Here is a 19544-nt window from a genome sequence, read left to right as displayed (position 1 = left end):
GGTGCGGACGGTGGAGCTGAGCGAGTACGAGACGCAGTACGTGTCGGACGTCCGCCTCGGACCGGCCGACCGCGCGTTGTGCGCGAACGGTCCGCTTGCGGCACGCATCGGCATCCGGGAACTGCCGGGCAACTGTCTGGAGGTGAGCGCGGGCGCCTGTGTCGGGGTTCTTCGGCTCGACGCCCTGGAGATCCGGATCCGGCCCAAGTACCTGGGAACGGATCTGGACGTGCTGCGCATGCTGGAGTACGCGGAGGGCCGGAGCAACCCGCTCGACGTGTCGCGCACTGTCGTGGGCGGCGCCCCTCATCTGCGGGACCTGGTGGCGCTGCGGGTGACCGAGGAGTGCGAGCGGATCCTGGCCCACGGGGTGCGCCGGGACTACGTCACGGTCGAGGACGACCTCCCCGCCGTCCGGGGCCGTCTCCTCGTCGACCGGCAACTGCTGCGACACCACGGCCGGCTGGACCGGCTGGCCTGCCGTTTCGACGAGCACGACACCGACATCGTGGACAACCGTATCTGCGCGGCGGCCGTCGGCCTCGCCGCACGCACCGCCGGTTGGCCCACCGTGCGTGCCCGTGCCCGCCGCGCCGCCGGCCGGTTCGCGCAGATCGCCCCCACGCCTCTCGGCGACCTCCGTACCGTGTGGGAAGGCCTCGACCACCACCGGCACAACGCGCACTACCGGGACGCCCACCGCTGGGCGGCCCTGTTGCTCTCCGGGGGTGGCATCGACGCTCTCTTCGCCGAAGGACCGCTCGCCTCACGGGCGCTGCTGATCGACATGAACGCCCTGTTCGAGGCGTTCGGCACACGGCTCCTGCAGGAGGCCGCGGAGGGCACCGGCTGGACGGTCCGTGAGCAGTCACGGCACCGGGGAGTCCTGATCGACGAGCGGTCCGGGCGCTCCTACGGCGAGGTGCGCCCGGACCTCCTGCTTTCGGCGACCGTCGACGGTGTGCCGCAGCGGCTGCCGGTGGACCTCAAGTACAAGCTGTACGACGACAAGAAGCTCGCCCCGTCGGATCTGTACCAGGCGGCTCTCTACGCTCACACCCTGGCCCGGCAGCCCGCCGGTACTCCGCCGTCGTGCGTGCTGATCCACCCCGGCGATGCCACGTCAGCACGGCGGACCGTCGCCGTACGGCGGTTCGACGGGGCCGTGTCGGCCCGGGTACGGGCCGTTTCCCTGCACCTCCCCACGGTGCTCGGCGCCCCGGAAGGCGCCGAGCGGCGTGAGGTGCTGCGGAAGGTGTGGCACGCGGTGGCAGGGTGACGGTCAGCCGAAGTAGCCGTCGAACGTCCGCTGGAACTCCCAGCCGCCGAAGCGGTCCCAGTTGATCGACCAGGTCATCAGGCCACGCAGGGACGGCCAGGTGCCGTGAGGGGTGTAGGAGCCGCAGTCGGTGTTCTTCGTCAGGCAGTTGAGCGTCTTGACGACCTCCGCCGGGGGCACGTGGCCGTTGCCCGCGTTCACCGTGGCCGGCATGCCGATGGCGACCTGGTCGGGGCGCAGGGGCGGGAAGACGTTGTTCGTGTCGCCCGCGACCGGGAAGCCGGTGAGCAGCATGTCGGTCATCGCGATGTGGAAGTCGGCGCCGCCCATGGAGTGGTACTGGCCGTCCAGGCCCATGATCGGACCGGAGTTGTAGTCCTGGACGTGCAGCAGGGTGAGGTCGTCGCGCAGCGCGTGGATGACGGGGAGGTAGGCGCCGGCGCGCGGGTCCTGGCCGCCCCAGGGGCCGCTGCCGTAGAACTGGTGGCCGAGCTGGACGAAGAACGTCTCCGGGGCCATGGTCAGGACGAAGCCGTCGCCGTACTTCGCCTTGAGCGTCTTCAGGGCGGAGATCAGGTTGACGATCACCGGCGTCTTCGGGTTCCTGAAGTCGGTGTCGCCGGTGTCCAGGGAGAGCGAGTGGCCCTCGAAGTCGATGTCGAGGCCGTCGAGCCCGTACTCGTCGATGATGCGGGAGACGGAGCTGACGAAGGTGTCGCGGGCCGCGGTCGTCGTGAGCCGGACCTGGCCGTTCTGGCCGCCGATCGAGATCAGCACCTTCTTGCCGGCCGCCTGCTTGGCCCTGATCGCCGCCTTGAACTCGGCGTCGCTCTCCACGCCGGGGCACTCCGCGGCCGGGCAGCGCTCGAAGCGGATGTCGCCGGAGGTGACGGAGGTGGGTTCGCCGAAGGCCAGGTCGATGACGTCCCAGCTGTCGGGGACGTCGGCGAGGCGGGTGTAGCCGGAGCCGTTGGCGAAGCTGGCGTGGAGGTAGCCGACCAGGGCGTGTTCCGGGAGGCCGGAGTCGCCGCCGCCGGAGTCGGGCGCCGACGTCGTCGCGGTGACGGTGGCCGAACGGGCCGACTCGCCCGCGTCGTTGAGGGCGGCCACCTGGAAGGCGTACGCCGTCGACGGGGACAGTCCGGTGACGGTGGTCGAGGTGCCGGTGACGGTGCGGATCCGCGCGCCGTCGCGGTAGACGGCGTACGAGGTGGCGCCCGCGGCCGGTGACCAGGACAGGGAGACGCTGGTGGCGGTCGCGCCGGACGCGGTGAGGCCGGTCGGTGGGGCGGGCGGCTGCCCGGTCTCGCCGCCGGGGCCGGTGAGGGTGATGTCGTCCGCGTGGTAGGCGCCCGTGCCGTACCAGCCGTGGGTGTAGATAGTGACGCGGGTGGTGGAGGGGCCGGTGCGGAAGGCCGTGGTGAGCTTCTGCCAGTCGGGGGCTGACTGGGTCCAGGTGGAGACGTCGGTGGTGCCGGTGCCGCTCGCGCCGAGGTAGACGTAGGCGCCGCGGACGTAGCCGGAGAGGGTGTAGGCGGAGTCCGGTTTCACGGTGACCGTCTGGGCGCAGCGGGCGTTGTCCGACCCGGCCGGGGTGGCCTTCAGGGCGGAGGCGCCGCTGTGGACGGGTGAGGTGACGGTGGCGCCGGCCGGGCAGTTCCAGCCGTCGAGGCCGGCCTCGAAGCCGCCGTTGCGGGCGAGGTCGGCGTCGGCCGCGCGGGCGTCCGGCGTCAGGGCGGTGACGCCGGCCGCGGCGACGGCGGTGGCGGTGAGCAGGACGGCGAGGGGGCGGCGGGCGTGGGGTCTGGCGCGGTCCACAAGGGCCTCCGGGCAGGGGGGAGTTGCAGGGTGGAGCGCGCTCAATTTGGTCCAGACCAATTCGGTTGTCAAGACCTCGCGCAGCACCCCGTACGCCCCTGCCCGGCACCGGGGAGGCTCAGCTGTCGAACCCCAGCCCCAGCCGGTCCATCGTCCGCAGCCACAGGTTCCGCCGGCCCTCGTGCGCGTCCGCCCTGGCCAGCGACCACTTGGTGAGGGCGATGCCGGTCCAGGCGAACGGCTCCGGCGGGAACGGCAGCGGCTTGCTGCGCACCATCTCCAGCTCAGTGCGCTCGGTCCGCTCCCCCGCCAGGAGGTCCAGCATCACCTCCGCGCCGAACCGCGTCGCGCCGACACCGAGCCCGGTGTAACCCGCCGCGTACGCCACCCGGCCCGCGTGTGCGGTGCCGAAGAACGCCGAGAAGCGGGAGCAGGTGTCGATCGCGCCGCCCCAGGCGTGGGTGAAACGCACCCCTTCCAGCTGCGGGAAGCAGGTGAAGAAGTGGCCCGCGAGCCTGGCGTACGTGTCGGGCCGGTCGTCGTACTCGGCGCGCACCCGGCCGCCGTACGGGTAGATCGCGTCGTAGCCGCCCCACAGGATGCGGTTGTCGGAGGAGAGCCGGAAGTAGTGGAACTGGTTGGCGCTGTCGCCGAGCCCCTGGCGGTTCTTCCAGCCGATGGAGTCGAGCTGCTCGTCGGTGAGCGGCTCGGTCATCAGGGCGTAGTCGTAGACCGGGACGGTGTAGGGACGGACGCGGCGGACCAGGCTGGGGAAGACGTTGGTGCCGAGCGCGACCCGGCGGGCGCGGATCGCCCCGTACGGGGTGCGCACGGACATGCCGGCGCCGTACTGCCGGAGGGTGAGGGCGGGCGTGTGCTCGTACAAGCGCACCCCGAGGTCGAGGCAGGCACGCTTCAGGCCCCAGGCGAGGCGGGCCGGGTTGAGCATGGCCACGCCGCGGCGGTCGTACAGGCCCGCCAGGAAGGTGGGCGAGTCGACCTGCTCGCGCACCGCGTCGGCGTCGAGGAACTCGATGCCGTCGGCGAGGCCGCGGGCGCCGGTCTCCTCGTACCAGGCGCGCAGTTCCTCCGCCTGGTACGGCTCGGTGGCGACGTCGATCTCGCCGGTGCGCTCGAAGTCGCAGTCGATGGAGTGGCGGGCGACCGTCTCCTCGATGGCGTCGAGGTTGCGGGCGCCCAGCCGCTCCAGGGTGTGGATCTCGTCCGGCCAGCGGCTGAGTCCGTTGGACAGGCCGTGGGTGAGGGAGGCGGCGCAGAACCCGCCGTTGCGGCCGGAGGCCGCCCAGCCCACCTCGCGGCCCTCGACGAGCACGACGTCCCGTGAGGGGTCGCGCTCCTTGGCGATCAGCGCGGTCCACAGTCCGCTGTAGCCGCCGCCCACGACCAGCAGGTCACAGGTGGTCCGCCCGGTCAGGGCCGGCTCGGGGGCGGGGCGGCCGGGGTCGTCCAGCCAGTAGGAGACCGGCCGGGCCTCGGAGAGGGACTGCGTCCAACGGCTCATGGCGCTCGGGGCCATGATCTCAACTCCCTACTGGGGACTGTGGAATCGCGGGTTATGCCTTCTGCCGCTTGCGGCGGTTGCCGACGGCCATGGAGACCAGCACCAGAGCCACGGCGACGACGAACATGGCCGTGCCGATGACGTTGATCTGGACGGGCGTGCCGCGCTGCGCGGAGCCCCAGACGAACATCGGGAAGGTGACGGTCGAACCGGCGTTGAAGTTGGTGATGATGAAGTCGTCGAAGGAGAGGGCGAAGGCGAGCAGCGCGCCCGCCGCGATACCGGGGGCGGCGATCGGCAGCGTGACCCGCAGGAACGTCTGCACCGGCCCGGCGTACAGGTCCTGCGCGGCCTGCTCGAGCCGGGGGTCCATCGACATCACGCGCGCCTTCACGGCGACCACGACGAAGCTGAGGCAGAACATGATGTGGGCGATCAGGATCGTCCAGAAACCCAGCTCGGCGCCCATGTTGAGGAACAGGGTGAGCAGCGAGGCCGCCATCACCACCTCGGGCATCGCCATCGGCAGGAAGATCAGCGAGTTGACCGCCCCGCGGGCGCGGAACCGGTAGCGGACCAGCGCGAACGCGATCAGCGTGCCGAGCAGCGTGGCGCCGAGCGTGGCCCAGAAGGCGATCTGCAGGCTGAGGCCGAGCGACTCGCACAGCCCGGAGACCCCGCACGGATCCCGCCACGCGTCGGTGGAGAACTCCTGCCACTGGTAATTGAAGCGCCCCTTCGGCTGGTTGAAGGAGAACACCGTGACGACGACGTTCGGCAGCAGGAGGTACGCCAGCGTCAGCAGACCCGCGACGACGACCAGGTTGCGCCTGAACCAATTGACGAAGGCCATTTAAACCAGATCCTCCGTGCCGGACTTGCGGATGTAGACCGTGACGACGGCGAGGATCGCGGCCATCAGGATGAACGAGAGCGCGGCGGCCGTCGGGTAGTCCAGGATCCGCAGGAACTGCGACTGGATGACGTTGCCGACCATCCGGGTGTCGGTGGAGCCGAGCAGGTCCGAGTTGATGTAGTCGCCGGACGCCGGGATGAAGGTCAGCAGCGTGCCGGAGACCACGCCCGGCATCGACAGCGGGAAGGTGACCTTGCGGAAGGTGGTCGACGGCTTGGCGTAGAGGTCGCCCGCGGCCTCGTGCAGCCGGGGGTCGATCCGCTCCAGCGAGGTGTAGAGCGGCAGGATCATGAAGGGCAGGAAGTTGTACGTCAGACCGCACACCACCGCGAGCGGGGTGGCGAGCACCCGGTCGCCGGCGGTCCAGCCGAGGAAGGCGGTGACGTCCAGGACGTGCAGCGCGTCCAGGGCGCCGACCACCGGGCCGCCGTCGGCGAGGATCGTCTTCCAGGCGAGGGTGCGGATCAGGAAGCTGGTGAAGAACGGCGCGATCACCAGGATCATGATCAGGTTGCGCCAGCGTCCCGCGCGGAAGGCGATCAGGTACGCCAGCGGGTAGCCGAACAGCAGGCACAGCACGGTCGCGGAGGCCGCGTAGAGCACCGAGCGGACGAACTGCGGCCAGTACTCGGACAGCGCGTCCCAGTAGGTGGCGAAGTGCCAGGTGACCTTGTAGCCCTCCTCCAGGGAGCCCGTCTGCACGGACGTGGAGGCCTGGTAGATCACCGGCAGCGCGAAGAAGACCACGAGCCAGAGCAGACCGGGCAGCAGGAGCAGGTACGGCGTCCAGCGGCCGCGTCTGCGCGGCGGTTTCTTCTCGGGGGCGACGGGCGCCGGCGTCGGCGGCGCCTCGGTGACCGTGGTCATCAGGCGACCTCTTCCTCGACCGTCCCGACGCCCGCGGAGCCCACGGTCCCGGCAAGCAGGGACTGTGCCGCGTCGAGACCGAAGGTGTGATCCGGGTTCCAGTGCAGGACGACCTCGGCGCCGGGTACCAGCCGGTCGTCGCGGTCGATGTTCTGCACGTAGACCTCGAAGTCGGAGCAGACCGGGCTGTCGACGACGAACTGCGTGGAGACGCCGATGAAGCTGGACTCGGTGATCCGGCCCGTGATCCGGTTGCGGCCCTCGGGTATCTCGCCGGCGTCGTCGGCGTGCGTGAGGGAGATCTTCTCCGGGCGCACCCCGGCCAGGATCTTGCCGCCCGTGGTGGCGGGCGCGCTCGCGCGGGCCCGGCGCAGCACCAGCTTGCCTCCGCCCGCCTTGAGCACGATGTCGTCGCCCGACGTGGCATCCACCTCGGCCTCGATGAAGTTGGAGGTGCCGAGGAAGTTCGCGACGAAGGTGGTGCGGGGGTTCTCGTACAGGTCGGCGGGGGTGCCGAGCTGCTCGACCCGGCCGGCGTTCATCACCGCGACGCAGTCGGCCATCGTCATGGCCTCCTCCTGGTCGTGGGTGACGTGCACGAAGGTGATGCCGACCTCGGTCTGGATGCGCTTGAGCTCCAGCTGCATCTGGCGGCGCAGCTTCAGGTCCAGGGCGCCGAGCGGCTCGTCGAGGAGGAGCACCTTCGGGTGGTTGATCAACGCGCGGGCCACGGCGACGCGCTGCTGCTGGCCGCCGGAGAGCTGGTGCGGCTTCTTGCGCGCCTGCTCACCGAGCTGGACCAGCTCCAGCATCTCCTCGACCTGCTTCTTCACGCTCTTGATGCCGCGCCGGCGCAGGCCGAAGGCGACGTTCTCGTAGATGTCGAGATGCGGGAAGAGGGCGTAGGACTGGAAGACCGTGTTCACCGGCCGTTTGTACGGCGGCAGCGCGGTGACGTCCTGGTCGCCGAGGTGGACGGTGCCCCCGGTGGGCTCCTCCAGGCCGGCGATCATGCGCAGGGTGGTGGTCTTGCCGCAGCCGGACGCGCCGAGCAGGGCGAAGAAGGAGCCCTCGGGGACGGTCAGGTCGAGCGGGTGCACGGCGGTGAAGTCGCCGTAGGTCTTGCTGATCCCGGTGAGGCGGACGTCACCGCCGCCGGCCGTGGTGGTCTCTTCGGTGGTCTTCATCTCGTCACGCCCCAGTGAGCTTCGCGAACTTGCCTTCGAATGCCGTCTCTTCCTCGGAGCTCAGGGAGCGGAAGGCACGGGACTTGGCCTGCATGGCCTTGTCGGGGAGGATCAGCGGGTTGTTCGCCGCGTCCTCGTCGAGCTTCGCGAGCTCCTCCTTCACCCCGTCGACCGGACAGACGAAGTTGATGTAGGCGGCGAGCTGGGCGGCCGGCTGCGGCTCGAAGTAGTAGTCGATCAGGCGCTCGGCGTTCGTCTTGTGCCGGGCCTTGTTGGGGATCAGCATGTTGTCGCTGGAGAGCATGTAGCCGCTGTCCGGGATGACGAAGCCGATGTCCGGGTTGTCGGCCTGGAGCTGGACGACGTCACCGGCCCACGCGACGCACGCCGCGAGGTCGCCCTTGGTGAGGTCCGAGGTGTAGTCGTTGCCGGTGAAGCGGCGGATCTGCCCCTTGTCGACGGACTTCTGCAGCCGGGCGAGGGCGGCGTCGTAGTCGTCGGCGCTGAAGGACCGCGGGTCCTTGTCCATGTCGAGCAGCGTCATGCCCATGGTGTCGCGCATCTCGGTGAGCAGCCCGACCCGGCCCTTGAGCCTCGGGTTGTCCAGCAGGTCGGACAAGGTCTTCACCTCGACCCCGTCGAGCGCCTTCTTGTTGTACGCGATGACGGTCGCGATGCCCTGCCAGGGGTACGAGTAGGCGCGGCCCGGGTCCCAGTCGGGGGTGCGGTACGAGGAGGCCACGTTGGCGAAGGCGTGCGGCAGGTTGGACGCGTCGAGCTTCTGCACCCAGCCGAGGCGGATCAGCCGGGCGGCCAGCCAGTCGGTGAGGACGATGATGTCGCGGCCGGTGTCCTGGCGCGCGGCGAGCTGCGGCTTGATCTTGCCGAAGAACTCGGTGTTGTCGTTGATGTCCTCGGTGTACTTGACCTTGATGCCGGTGCGTTTGGTGAACGCCTCCAGCGTGGGGTGCCGGCGGCCGCTGTCGTCGATGTCCATGTACTCGGTCCAGTTGGAGAAGTTCACGCTCTTCTCCTTCGCCGAGTGGTCCTCCGCGGAGACGCCGCCCTCGGTGTTCCCCGCCGGGGGGATGCCGCAGGCGCTCAGCGCGCCCAGGCCGCCGACCGCGAGCGCGCCGCCCGCCGAGGCGCGCAGCAGGGAGCGGCGGGACAGGGCCGCCCTGCCGTTGCGGAAACTGCGCCGTATCGCGGCCTGCTGGACCGGCGAGAGGCGGTCGGGCTCGTACTGCTCCATGCGCGTGGTGCCCTTTCGGGAAGTGGCCGCGGGTCGGGCGGCCTGGCTGCTATCGGTCCCCGAAGACGGTGCGGTGCCAGTCCTTGCGGACCACCGCGGTGTTGTCGAACATGACGTGCTTGATCTGGGTGTACTCCTCGAAGGAGTACGCGGACATGTCCTTGCCGAAGCCGGACGCCTTGTAGCCGCCGTGCGGCATCTCGCTGATGATCGGGATGTGGTCGTTGATCCACACGCACCCCGCCTTGATCTCGCGGGTGGCCCGTCCCGTGCGGTACACGTCCCGGCTCCACGCGGAGGCGGCGAGCCCGTACGGGGTGTCGTTGGCGAGTGCGATGCCCTCGTCGTCGGTGTCGAAGGGCAGCACGACCAGCACCGGTCCGAAGATCTCCGACTGCACGACCTCGCTGTCATGCGCGGCGCCGGCGATCAGCGTGGGGCGATAGTACGCGCCGCCGGACAGATCGCCCAGAGGTGTCTCACCGCCGGTCACCACGCGCGCGTAGGCACGCGCGCGGTCGACGAATCCGGCCACCCGGTCGCGCTGGGCGTGGGAGACCAGCGGGCCGAGGTCGGTGCCGGGGGCGAAGGGGTCGCCCAGCCGGACGGTCTCCATCAGCGCGGCGGTGCGCTCGACGAAGGCCTCGTAGAGGGGGCGCTGCACGTACGCGCGCGTGGCGGCGGTGCAGTCCTGGCCGGTGTTGATGAGGGCGCCCGCGACTGCGCCGTTGACGGCCGCGTCGAGGTCGGCGTCGTCGAAGACCACGAAGGGCGCCTTGCCGCCGAGCTCCAGGTGGAGGCGCTTGACGGTGGCGGTGGCGATCTCCGCGACGCGCTTGCCGACGGCGGTGGATCCGGTGAAGGAGGTCATGGCCACGTCGGGGTGGCCGACCAGGTGCTCGCCGGCCTCCTTGCCGGTGCCGGTGACGATGTTGATCACGCCGGCGGGGATGCCGGCGTCGGTGGCGGCCTGTGCGAACAGCAGCGAGGTCAGCGGGGTGAGCTCGGCGGGCTTCAGCACGATCGTGTTGCCCGCGGCGATCGCCGGGAGGATCTTCCACGCGGCCATCTGCAGCGGGTAGTTCCAGGGGGCGATGGAGCCGACGACGCCGATGGGCTCGCGCCGGACGTAGGAGGTGTGGTCGCCCGAGTACTCGCCGGCCGACTGGCCCGCGAGGTGCCGGGCGGCGCCCGCGAAGAAGGCGATGTTGTCGATCGTGCCCGGCACGTCGAACTCGCGCGTCAGCTTCAGTGGCTTGCCGCACTGGAGCGACTCGGCGCGGGCGAAGTCCTCCGCCCGCTCGGCGACGGCGGCGGCGAACCGGTGCAGGGCGTCGGAGCGCTCGCCGGGGGTGGCGGCCGCCCAGGCCGGGAAGGCCTCCCGTGCGGCGGTGACGGCCGCGTCGACGTCGTCGGCGCCGGCGAGGTCGTAGGTGAACACCTCCGCGCCGGTGGCCGGGTCGACCACCGCGTGGGTGCGCCCCGAGGTGCCCTTCGTCAGACGGCCCGCGATGAACTGCGCGCCGTCCGCGAAACGTTCGGCGGCCGGGAAGCGGTCCTGCGGGGTGGAGCCGGGTTGGTGCATGTCGCTCTCCTCCGTTTCCCCGAGGGGGCGGCGTGGCTTGAGCTCGATTTGAGTGCCGATCCTGACAGAGCAGAGGCACTCCAACAAGTGATTCCGTTGTTGCCATTTGGTTACGCGACGGAATCTGTCGACCAGGTGTCGAGTGGCTGCGGAAAAGGCAGGACGGATTGTCAGTGGTGCCTGCGAGACTCCTCTGCGCTCGGATCGACATGAGGGGGCGAGCATGGACGGAACCGTGCGGACGGTGGCATCCCGGGAGGCGTTGATCGAGGCGGTGCGGGCCGGGGAGCGGGTGAAGTACCTGCACTTCTGGGGACACCGGCCGCTGCCCGACGGACGCGTCGGGGCGAGCTGCCTGAGCCAGTGGTGGCCGTCCCCGTTCACCGTCGACGGCGTGGAGTACGCGACGGCGGAGCACTGGATGATGGCGGCCAAGGCCCGCCTCTTCGGGGACGCGGAGGGCGAGCGGCGCGTCCTGGCCGCGGAGCACCCCTCGGCGGCGAAGAAGGCCGGACGCCTGGTCAAGGGCTTCGACGAGGAGGTCTGGCGGCGGGAGCGGTTCGGGATCGTCGTGGAAGGCAGCGTGCACAAGTTCGCGGCTCACGGTGAGCTGCGGTCCTTCCTGCTGGGCACGGGCGACCGCGTCCTGGTCGAGGCGAGCCCTGTCGACCGGGTCTGGGGCATAGGCCTGGCGGCCGACGCGGACGCGGCGAACGACCCGACCCGCTGGCGCGGCCCGAACCTCCTGGGCTTCGCCCTGATGGAGGCACGGAGGCGGCTGCGAGAGGCGTGACGCGAGGCCGCGGACGGCACCGGTGCAACGCCGTCCGCGGGCAGTCCCTGGCCGATCGCGCAGTTCCCCGCGCCCCTGAGGGGCGCTACCGCCTGGGCGCTCATATGTGACTCACCGCCGCTGCGGGCAGTCGTGGGCGGGCACAGCGGCTTTCTGCAACGCCGGCTGCGGGCAGTCCCTGGCTGGCCGCGCAGTTCCCCGCGCCCCTGGAGGGCGCTTCCGCCACGGCCGCGGAAAGTGACGCACCGCCGCCTGCGGGCAGTCGTGCCGCTAGGGCGGCACGGGTGGGCGCAAGCGGCACCTCTGCAACGCCGGCTGCGGGCAGTCCCAGGCTGATCGCGCAGGCCCCCGCGCCCCTGAAGGGCGCTACCGCCGCGACCGCTGAAACCGCCCACCGCCGCTGCGGGCAGTCGTGCCGCTAGGGCGGCACGGGTGGGCGCAAGCGGCACCTCTGCAGCGCCGGCTGCGGGCAGTCCCAGGCTGATCGCGCAGTTCCCCGCGCCCCTGAAGGGCGCTACCGCCGCGACCGCTGAAACCGCCCACCGCCGCTGCGGGCAGTCGTGCCGCTAGGGCGGCACGGGTGGGCGCAGCAGCACCGTTCCAACGCCGGGACGATCAACGGCATAGCGCGCGCCCCCACGCCTCGGAGGTGAACCCCGTTCGAAGGAGCCCCGCTCAAGTGACCAGCACGATCACGCCGAACGCAAGCGCCAACGTGCCGCCCACGGCCCCGCAGATGACCCCCGCCAGAGCCTGCCCGCCGTTCGTCGCCTCGCCCCGATTCGCCTTGCCACGCCCGATCGCACCGAAGATCACCGCGAGGACACCCAGCACGATGGCCACCGGCCACAGACAGAACGCGGCCGCCGCGACGATCCCCAGCACCAGGGAGGCGACACCCATGCCGTTGCTCGGCAGAGGCGGTACCCCGCCCCATCCGGCGTACCCCTGCGCGGGCGCACCACCCGGGTACCCCACCTGGGGATAGCCGTACAGCACCTGACCCGGCCCCTCCGGCCCGATCGGCGGCGGCGGAACGGCCGCCGCCCCCGCGGCAGCCCCCGCGGCCGGAGGCGCGAACGGATCGGCGGCCGCCGGGCGAGCGGCGGCCTGCGGCACGGGGCCGGTCGCCCCTGAGGGCCCGGCCCACGGACCGCCGCCGTACGCCGGTGCGGGCGGCGTCGTGTCGGGGGCCGCCGGGAAGGACGTCACCGTCTGCTGGTCGTGCACGGCGGACGCCCCGGACGAACCCGACGCCCCGGCCGCACCGAAAGCACCCGGCGCCGACCGGTCGTGCACGGTGGGCGACGACCACGCCGCGTTCTCCCCCGCCACCACGGTCTCGCCCGGCCCGCCGGAGCCCGCCACACGGTCCCCGGGCAGCGCCCAGGGATCGGCCGCGGACGCGTCCGGGTCCCGATCCCGCGGCGGCGCCGCGCGCCCCGTCTCCGTGGTCCGCGCGTCCACCAGCGAGCCGTCCAGGGGGGCGACGTGCGGCGCCCCGCCGTCGGCCGGCGCCGGCCACGCGTCAGGGGTGGACGAACCCGCCGGAGGCACTCCGTCCCCCGTGCGGTCCCCTGGCCCCGGTGCCGGTGCGTCGTCGGACATGCGCTGCGACCCCTTCCTCGGACGAACCGTCATGCTACGGCCCGCACCCCGCGCGCGTACGCCGGGCCTACGATGATCCCCGCACCACCGATCAGCCGATCATCCGCGTCCCGCCGTGACCCGGACCGGGACGCCGTTCCCGGGGAGGAACCTTGACCGACCACCACGACACCTCGGCCACCGCCGGACAGGTCCGTGACCTGCACGCCTTCATCGCCGGACTGCCCAAGGCCGAACTGCACGTGCACCACGTCGGCTCCGCCTCCCCCCGCATCGTTTCGGAGCTGGCCGCCCGCCACCCCGACTCCAAGGTCCCCACCGACCCCGAGGCCCTCGCGGACTACTTCACCTTCACGGACTTCGCGCACTTCATCGAGGTGTACCTGTCCGTGGTCGACCTGATCCGCACCCCCGAGGACGTGCGGCTGCTGACGTACGAGGTGGCCCGTGAGCTGGCCCGGCAGCAGGTGCGGTACGCCGAGCTGACCATCACCCCGTTCTCCTCGACCCGTCGCGGGATCGACGAGCGTGCCTTCATGGAGGCGATCGAGGACGCCCGCAAGGCGGCCGAGAGCGAGCTGGGCACCGTGCTGCGCTGGTGCTTCGACATCCCGGGCGAGGCCGGTCTCGAGGCCGCCGAGGAGACCACGCGGCTCGCCACCGACGACCGGCTGCGCCCGGAGGGCCTGGTCTCGTTCGGCCTGGGCGGCCCGGAGATCGGCGTGCCGCGCCCCCAGTTCAAGCCGTACTTCGACCGGGCCATCGCGGCCGGCCTGCGCTCGGTGCCGCACGCGGGCGAGACCACGGGACCGGAGACGATCTGGGACGCGCTGAACGAACTGGGCGCCGAGCGCATCGGCCACGGCACGAGCGCCGCGCAGGACCCGAAGCTGCTGCAGCACCTGGCCGAGCGGCGCATCCCGCTGGAGGTCTGCCCGACGTCCAACATCGCCACCCGCGCGGTCACCACCCTGGACGAGCACCCGATCAAGGAGTTCACCCGGGCCGGGGTGCTGGTGACGGTCAACTCCGACGATCCGCCGATGTTCGGCACCGACCTCGCCAACGAGTACGCGGTCGCCGCCCGCCTGCTGGACCTCGACGAGCGGGGCCTGGCGGACCTGGCGAAGAACGCGGTCGAGGCGTCCTTCCTCGACCCGGCCGGCAAGGCGCGGATCACCGCCGAGATCGACTCGTACACCGCCTCCTGGCTCGCCTCCTGACCATCCCGCGAAGGGCACCATGCAGAACGTGACCGCCGTGGCCCACCGCGGCGACCCCTACCGCGTCCGGGAGAACACCCTCCCCTCCCTGCGCTCGGCGATCGGGCGAGCGGCGGATGCGGTCGAGATCGACGTACGGCTCACCCGGGACGGCGTTCCGGTACTGCTGCACGACGCGACGCTCGAACGCCTGTGGGACCACGACCGTCCCCTCGCGTCCCTCACCTGGGACGAGGTGCGCGAGGTGACGGGCGGCGGGGTGCCCGCCCTCGCCGACGCGCTGGGGGCGACCGGGGGCAGCCGCGTGATGATCGACCTGCCCGGCGCCCCGGGCGAGCGCGCCGTGCGCCGGATCGTGGACGTCGTCCGGCAGCAGGGCGCGCAGGACCGCGTCTACTACTGCGCGGGCGCCCCCGCCATGCTGGCCGTGCGTGCGGTGGACCCGGACGCGGAGATCGCGCTCACCCACACCTCCCGCGCGCCGGTGCGCGCGGGAGTGCTGGAGGCGGTCCGGCCGCGCTGGCTCAACTACCGCTTCAGCCTGGTGGACCGGGCCCTCGCGGACCGCGTCCACCGCGACGGCTTCCTGTTGTCGGTGTGGACCCCGGACACCCGCCGCTCGATGCGCCGCCTGCTGGCCGCGGGCGTGGACTCGATCACCACGAACCGCGTCGACGTCCTGTGCGCGCTGCGCGGTCGTCTGACGTCATGACGGCCGGCGCGCCGAGCCGTCGTGACGCGCAGCGTGCCGTCCTCCTCCCCCGTCACCTCGACCGAGCAGCCGGCGCGCCACGACGTGCGAGGCGACCGTGGCCGCCGCGGCGGCCGCCGGCCCGGCCACCGCGTCACGCGGCCGTGCCGGACGCAGCACCCCGGCCTTCCGCAGCCGCCCCCGCGCCCACAGCGTGAACGGCAGGACGACCAGCGGTGACGTCACCGAGCCGGGGGTGTAGCCGCGTACGGCCGCGGCCTGGGCCATGTGCATCACGCCGTGCAGTCCGAAGCCGGTCAGTGCGGACTGGTAGAAGCCGGACCGTCCGCCGGTGAGCCGTCCGGCGGCCGCCGCGGTTCCGACGACGGCGCCCATCACCCCGACGGCGGTGGCGAATTCGGCCGCGCCCATGGTCTCGGCCCGCCGCCACACCCCCTCCGGCACCTGGGGGAACCGCTTCCGCAACTCGGGCACGTTGCGCCGCAACCATCCCGGCACGGTGGCCAGTTCCTCGAGATCGTGCACGACCCATGCGCCCAGGAGCCCCCACGTGACGGCTCCGCCCACCCGTTCTCCCGTCATGTGCCCAACCTACTGAGCGGGCGCGGCGGCGGCCCCGGGGACAGCTGCCTCCGTCAGCGCCTCCAGTCGCTTGATCCTCTTCCTGACGATGTACAGCGGGACGGCGCCGAACACCCCGAACGCCATGTCGAGAACGCTCCACCAGAAGGGGATGCCGCGGATCGGCCCGCAGATCAGAGCGAGGGGGATGACGCCGGCGCAGGCGATCAGGCCGAACTCCACGACCCAGACGTTGCGTACGGGGTCCCGGTACGGGCCGAGGAAGGCGACCGCGATGACGAGGTGGGCGAAGGCCAGCCAGTCGGTGCCGTAGAGCAGGAAGGGGTGGTCGGCGTCGGTGGTGTCGAGCCCGTCCCGTACGCGTTCGATCCACTCCATGAGGCCGGGCAGGTGCTCGGGCGCCCCGAGGGACCGCAACACCTCTTCGGTCCAGCGCAGTTCGTGCACGAGCGGGAAGGCCGTGATCCCGCTGAGCACCAGGCAGACGACGAAGAACACCAGCCACACGCGAATGCCCTTGAGCAGGGCGGCTCTGTCGCTCATGACAGGAGCGTACGCCTGAAGTTGAACGCGTTCAAAAAGTTGCTCCGGATGCCCTCCGGAAACAGGTCGGCCCCGGACGGTGCGCCGCACCGTCCGGGGCCGACCTCCTGCCCGCTAGTCCTCCAGGGACGTCATCACGTGCTTGATCCGCGTGTAGTCGTCGAAGCCGTAGGCCGACAGGTCCTTGCCGTAGCCCGACTTCTTGAAGCCGCCGTGCGGCATCTCCGCGACCAGCGGGATGTGCGTGTTGATCCACACGCAGCCGAAGTCCAGCTTCTTCGACATCCGCATCGCGCGGGCGTGGTCCTTGGTCCACACCGACGAAGCCAGCGCGTACTCCACGCCGTTGGCGTATTCGACGGCCTGGTCCTCGTCCGTGAAGGACTGGACGGTGATGACCGGGCCGAAGACCTCCTTCTGGATGATCTCGTCGTCCTGCTTCAGGCCCGAGACCACGGTCGGCGCGTAGAAGTAGCCCTTGTCGCCGACCCGCTTGCCGCCGGCCTCGACGCGCGCGTGGGCGGGCAGCCGCTCGATGAAGGTCTCGACCTGCTTGAGCTGGTTGGGGTTGTTGAGCGGCCCGTAGAGAACGTCCTCGTCGTCGGGCATGCCGGTCCTGATGTCGGAGGCGGCCTTGGCGAGCGCCTGGACGAACTCGTCGTGCACGGACTCGTGCACCAGTACGCGCGTGGCGGCCGTGCAGTCCTGGCCGGCGTTGAAGTATCCGGCCTCGGAGATGCCCGCCACGGCCTTGGCGATGTCGACGTCCTCGAAGACCACGACCGGGGCCTTGCCGCCCAGCTCCAGGTGGACCCGCTTGAGGTCCTTGGAGGCGGACTCGGCGACCGCCATGCCCGCGCGCACCGAGCCGGTGATGGAGGCCATCGCCGGGGTCGGGTGCTCGACCATCAGACGGCCGGTGTCACGGTCGCCGCAGACGACGTTGAAGACGCCCTTGGGCAGGATCGAGCCGAGGATCTCGGCGATCAGGACGGTGGAGGCCGGGGTGGTGTCCGAGGGTTTCAGGACCACCGTGTTGCCCGCGGCGATCGCCGGGGCGAACTTCCACACGGCCATCATCATCGGGTAGTTCCAGGGCGCGACCTGGGCGCAGACGCCGACCGGCTCACGGCGCACGAAGGAGGTCAGGCCCTCCATGTACTCGCCGGCGCCCTTGCCCTCGAGCATCCGCGCCGCGCCCGCGAAGAAGCGGATCTGGTCCACCATCGGCGGGATCTCCTCGGTGCGGGTCAGCCCGGTGGGCTTGCCCGTGTTCTCCACCTCGGCGGCGATGAGTTCCTCGGCGCGCTCCTCGAAGGCGTCCGCGACCTTCAGCAGCGCCCTCTGCCGCTCGGCCGGGGTGGTGTCGCGCCAGCCGGGGAAGGCCTCGGCGGCGGCCGCCATCGCGGCGTCGACGTCCGCGGCACCGGACAGCGGAGCCGTCGCGTACGCCTCGCCGGTCGCGGGATTGACCACCTCGGTGGTCCGTCCGTCGGCGGCGTCCCGGAACTCACCGCCGATGTAGTTGCGCAGACGACGCAGCTCGGTGCTCACTGCAGGCCCTCCTGGTGTTCCTCGTGGGTGCCCGGGGTGTCGGGTGTGTGCGGGTAGAGGTGTCCAACCCCTGAGACACCCACCCTAGACGGACGGCTGACGTTTTCAACACCCCCGATCCCCCGGCATCTGCGAAATCCGCAAGCACGAGCTTCGTTAACAACGGATTTCATCGCTCGAGCCTTGCGAAACTGTCGATACGTCGTGCACAGTGACCTCGTGGCCAGTCGAAGCGCAGACCCCAAGGACTCCCGCGAGTCCAAGAACGGCGGCGGACCGCAGTTGGACGCCGTCTCCCTCGCCATCATCGAGCAGCTCCAGGAGGACGGCCGCCGGCCGTACGCCGCGATCGGCAAGGCCGTGGGCCTGTCGGAGGCGGCCGTGCGCCAGCGGGTGCAGAAGCTGCTCGACCAGGGCGTGATGCAGATCGTCGCCGTCACGGACCCGCTCACCGTGGGCTTCCGCCGGCAGGCGATGGTCGGCGTCAACGTCGAGGGCGACGTGGAGGCCGTCGCCGAGGCGCTGGCCGAGATGGCCGAATGCGAGTACGTGGTGATGACCGCCGGCTCCTTCGACCTGATGGTCGAGATCGTCTGCGAGGACGACGACCACCTGCTGGAGGTCATCAACAAGCGCATCCGTGCCGTGCCCGGCGTGCGCTCGACCGAGAGTTTCGTCTACCTCAAGCTCAAGAAGCAGACCTACATGTGGGGAACCCGATAACCGTGAGCACCGACACCCCCAAGGACCTCAGCAAGTCCGCGTACGACCACCTGTGGATGCACTTCACCCGCATGTCGTCGTACGAGAACGCGCCCGTCCCCACCATCGTCCGCGGTGAGGGCACCCACATCTGGGACGACAAGGGCAGGCGCTACCTCGACGGCCTGGCTGGCCTGTTCGTGGTGCAGGCCGGCCACGGCCGCCAGGAGCTCGCCGAGACGGCCGCCAAGCAGGCGCAGGAACTGGCGTTCTTCCCGGTCTGGTCGTACGCCCACCCCAAGGCCGTCGAGCTCGCGGAGCGGCTCGCGCACGAGGCCCCCGGCGACCTCAACAAGGTCTTCTTCACCACCGGCGGCGGCGAGGCGGTGGAGACCGCCTGGAAGCTCGCCAAGCAGTACTTCAAGCTGACCGGCAAGCCGACCAAGTACAAGGTCATCTCCCGCGCGGTCGCCTACCACGGCACCCCGCAGGGCGCCCTGTCCATCACCGGTCTTCCGGCCCTCAAGGCCCCCTTCGAGCCGCTCGTCCCGGGCGCGCACAAGGTGCCGAACACCAACATCTACCGGGCGCCGATCCACGGTGACGACCCGGAGGCGTTCGGCCGCTGGGCCGCCGACCAGATCGAGCAGCAGATCCTCTTCGAGGGCCCGGACACGGTCGCCGCGGTCTTCCTGGAGCCCGTGCAGAACGCGGGCGGCTGCTTCCCGCCCCCGCCCGGCTACTTCCGGCGGGTCCGCGAGATCTGCGACAAGTACGACGTGCTGCTGGTCTCCGACGAGGTCATCTGCGCCTTCGGCCGGCTCGGCACGACCTTCGCCTGCGACAAGTTCGGCTACGTCCCGGACATGATCACCTGCGCCAAGGGCATGACCTCCGGCTACTCCCCGATCGGCGCGTGCATCGTCTCCGACCGGCTCGCCGAGCCGTTCTACCGGGGCGACAACACCTTCCTCCACGGCTACACCTTCGGCGGCCACCCGGTGTCGGCGGCGGTCGGTCTCGCCAACCTCGACCTGTTCGAGCGCGAGGGCCTCAACCAGCACGTCCTCGACAACGAGGGCGCGTTCCGCTCCACCCTGGAGAAGCTGCACGACCTGCCGATCGTCGGCGACGTCCGCGGCAACGGCTTCTTCTACGGCATCGAGCTGGTCAAGGACAAGGCGACCAAGGAGTCCTTCGACGCCGACGAGACCGAGCGCGTGCTGTACGGCTTCCTCTCCAAGAAGCTGTTCGAGAACGGCCTGTACTGCCGGGCCGACGACCGCGGCGACCCGGTCATCCAGCTCGCGCCGCCGCTGATCTCCGACCAGGAGACGTTCGACGAGATCGAGCAGATCCTGCGCGCGACGCTCACGGAGGCGTGGACCAAGCTGTAGTCCG

17 protein-coding genes are annotated in these 19544 nt (G+C 71.0%); 6 read left to right on the top strand and 11 right to left on the bottom strand.

Annotated features, from left to right (window positions below; translation table 11 throughout):
* The first annotated feature begins 1 nt into the window (after nt 1).
* Nucleotides 2-1279, top strand: a complete 1278-nt coding sequence (locus tag ACF1AG_RS27705) for a hypothetical protein (protein WP_359602178.1) — start codon at nt 2-4, stop codon at nt 1277-1279.
* 3 nt (nt 1280-1282) lie between these two features.
* Here the strand turns inward: ACF1AG_RS27705 and ACF1AG_RS27700 are convergent, their stop codons facing one another.
* The 7 genes from ACF1AG_RS27700 to ACF1AG_RS27670 all read right to left on the bottom strand — a co-directional run bounded on the left by ACF1AG_RS27700 (nt 1283) and on the right by ACF1AG_RS27670 (nt 10426).
* The gene (locus ACF1AG_RS27700; protein WP_391810563.1) at nt 1283-3097 is read right to left on the bottom strand and encodes a chitinase; all 1815 of its coding nucleotides are present in this window, start codon (nt 3095-3097) and stop codon (nt 1283-1285) included.
* Nucleotides 3098-3215: 118 nt separating this feature from the next.
* Nucleotides 3216-4634: an NAD(P)/FAD-dependent oxidoreductase gene (locus ACF1AG_RS27695; protein ID WP_387798457.1), complete on the bottom strand. Its 1419-nt coding sequence runs from the start codon at nt 4632-4634 to the stop codon at nt 3216-3218.
* Between the two features lie 37 nt (nt 4635-4671).
* Nucleotides 4672-5472, bottom strand: coding sequence for an ABC transporter permease (locus tag ACF1AG_RS27690; protein ID WP_359602183.1), 801 nt, complete (start codon nt 5470-5472; stop codon nt 4672-4674).
* Entirely contained in the window at nt 5473-6402 is a 930-nt protein-coding gene (locus tag ACF1AG_RS27685; RefSeq protein WP_359602185.1) for an ABC transporter permease, read from the bottom strand. It lies immediately after the preceding gene.
* Nucleotides 6402-7589: an ABC transporter ATP-binding protein gene (locus ACF1AG_RS27680; protein WP_387798460.1), complete on the bottom strand. Its 1188-nt coding sequence runs from the start codon at nt 7587-7589 to the stop codon at nt 6402-6404. Before ACF1AG_RS27680 ends, ACF1AG_RS27685 begins: the two co-directional genes overlap by 1 nt.
* A gap of 4 nt (nt 7590-7593) precedes the next feature.
* On the bottom strand, nt 7594-8841 hold the full coding sequence (locus tag ACF1AG_RS27675) for a spermidine/putrescine ABC transporter substrate-binding protein (protein ID WP_359602189.1): 1248 nt from the start codon (nt 8839-8841) through the stop codon (nt 7594-7596).
* A 49-nt stretch (nt 8842-8890) separates the two neighbouring features.
* Nucleotides 8891-10426: a gamma-aminobutyraldehyde dehydrogenase gene (locus tag ACF1AG_RS27670; protein ID WP_391810562.1), complete on the bottom strand. Its 1536-nt coding sequence runs from the start codon at nt 10424-10426 to the stop codon at nt 8891-8893.
* A 223-nt stretch (nt 10427-10649) separates the two neighbouring features.
* Between ACF1AG_RS27670 and ACF1AG_RS27665 the strand changes: the two genes are divergently transcribed.
* Nucleotides 10650-11219 carry an NADAR family protein gene (locus tag ACF1AG_RS27665; RefSeq protein ID WP_387798463.1) on the top strand — a complete coding sequence of 190 codons (570 nt, stop codon included), beginning with the start codon at nt 10650-10652 and terminating at the stop codon, nt 11217-11219.
* Between the two features lie 675 nt (nt 11220-11894).
* Here ACF1AG_RS27665 and ACF1AG_RS27660 read toward each other — a convergent pair.
* Nucleotides 11895-12827: a hypothetical protein gene (locus ACF1AG_RS27660; RefSeq protein ID WP_359607903.1), complete on the bottom strand. Its 933-nt coding sequence runs from the start codon at nt 12825-12827 to the stop codon at nt 11895-11897.
* 152 nt (nt 12828-12979) lie between these two features.
* On the opposite strand from ACF1AG_RS27660, the gene ACF1AG_RS27655 reads away from it, so the two are divergent.
* The gene (locus ACF1AG_RS27655; protein ID WP_359607905.1) at nt 12980-14050 is read left to right on the top strand and encodes an adenosine deaminase; all 1071 of its coding nucleotides are present in this window, start codon (nt 12980-12982) and stop codon (nt 14048-14050) included.
* 19 nt (nt 14051-14069) lie between these two features.
* Nucleotides 14070-14762 carry a glycerophosphodiester phosphodiesterase gene (locus tag ACF1AG_RS27650; RefSeq protein WP_391810561.1) on the top strand — a complete coding sequence of 231 codons (693 nt, stop codon included), beginning with the start codon at nt 14070-14072 and terminating at the stop codon, nt 14760-14762.
* On the opposite strand, the gene ACF1AG_RS27645 is transcribed toward ACF1AG_RS27650, so the two are convergent.
* The 3 genes from ACF1AG_RS27645 to ACF1AG_RS27635 all read right to left on the bottom strand — a co-directional run bounded on the left by ACF1AG_RS27645 (nt 14757) and on the right by ACF1AG_RS27635 (nt 17441).
* Nucleotides 14757-15344, bottom strand: coding sequence for an HXXEE domain-containing protein (locus tag ACF1AG_RS27645; protein WP_359607909.1), 588 nt, complete (start codon nt 15342-15344; stop codon nt 14757-14759). The two genes, ACF1AG_RS27650 and ACF1AG_RS27645, sit on opposite strands and share 6 nt — an antisense overlap.
* Nucleotides 15345-15353: 9 nt before the next feature.
* The gene (locus ACF1AG_RS27640) at nt 15354-15887 is read right to left on the bottom strand and encodes a hypothetical protein (RefSeq protein WP_391810560.1); all 534 of its coding nucleotides are present in this window, start codon (nt 15885-15887) and stop codon (nt 15354-15356) included.
* A 114-nt stretch (nt 15888-16001) separates the two neighbouring features.
* Nucleotides 16002-17441, bottom strand: a complete 1440-nt coding sequence (locus ACF1AG_RS27635; RefSeq protein ID WP_359601560.1) for a gamma-aminobutyraldehyde dehydrogenase — start codon at nt 17439-17441, stop codon at nt 16002-16004.
* Between the two features lie 204 nt (nt 17442-17645).
* Between ACF1AG_RS27635 and ACF1AG_RS27630 the strand changes: the two genes are divergently transcribed.
* Both ACF1AG_RS27630 and ACF1AG_RS27625 read left to right on the top strand, forming a co-directional pair.
* The gene (locus ACF1AG_RS27630) at nt 17646-18164 is read left to right on the top strand and encodes an Lrp/AsnC family transcriptional regulator (protein ID WP_359601559.1); all 519 of its coding nucleotides are present in this window, start codon (nt 17646-17648) and stop codon (nt 18162-18164) included.
* A 2-nt stretch (nt 18165-18166) separates the two neighbouring features.
* Nucleotides 18167-19540 (top strand): aspartate aminotransferase family protein, encoded by a 1374-nt coding sequence (locus ACF1AG_RS27625; RefSeq protein WP_391810559.1) that lies wholly within the window; start codon nt 18167-18169, stop codon nt 19538-19540.
* Nucleotides 19541-19544 lie beyond the last annotated feature (4 nt).

This window comes from Streptomyces sp. NPDC014764 (genome assembly GCF_043082785.1).
Classification (GTDB): domain Bacteria; phylum Actinomycetota; class Actinomycetes; order Streptomycetales; family Streptomycetaceae; genus Streptomyces; species Streptomyces althioticus.
This window is presented reverse-complemented; position numbering and strand designations above follow the sequence as displayed.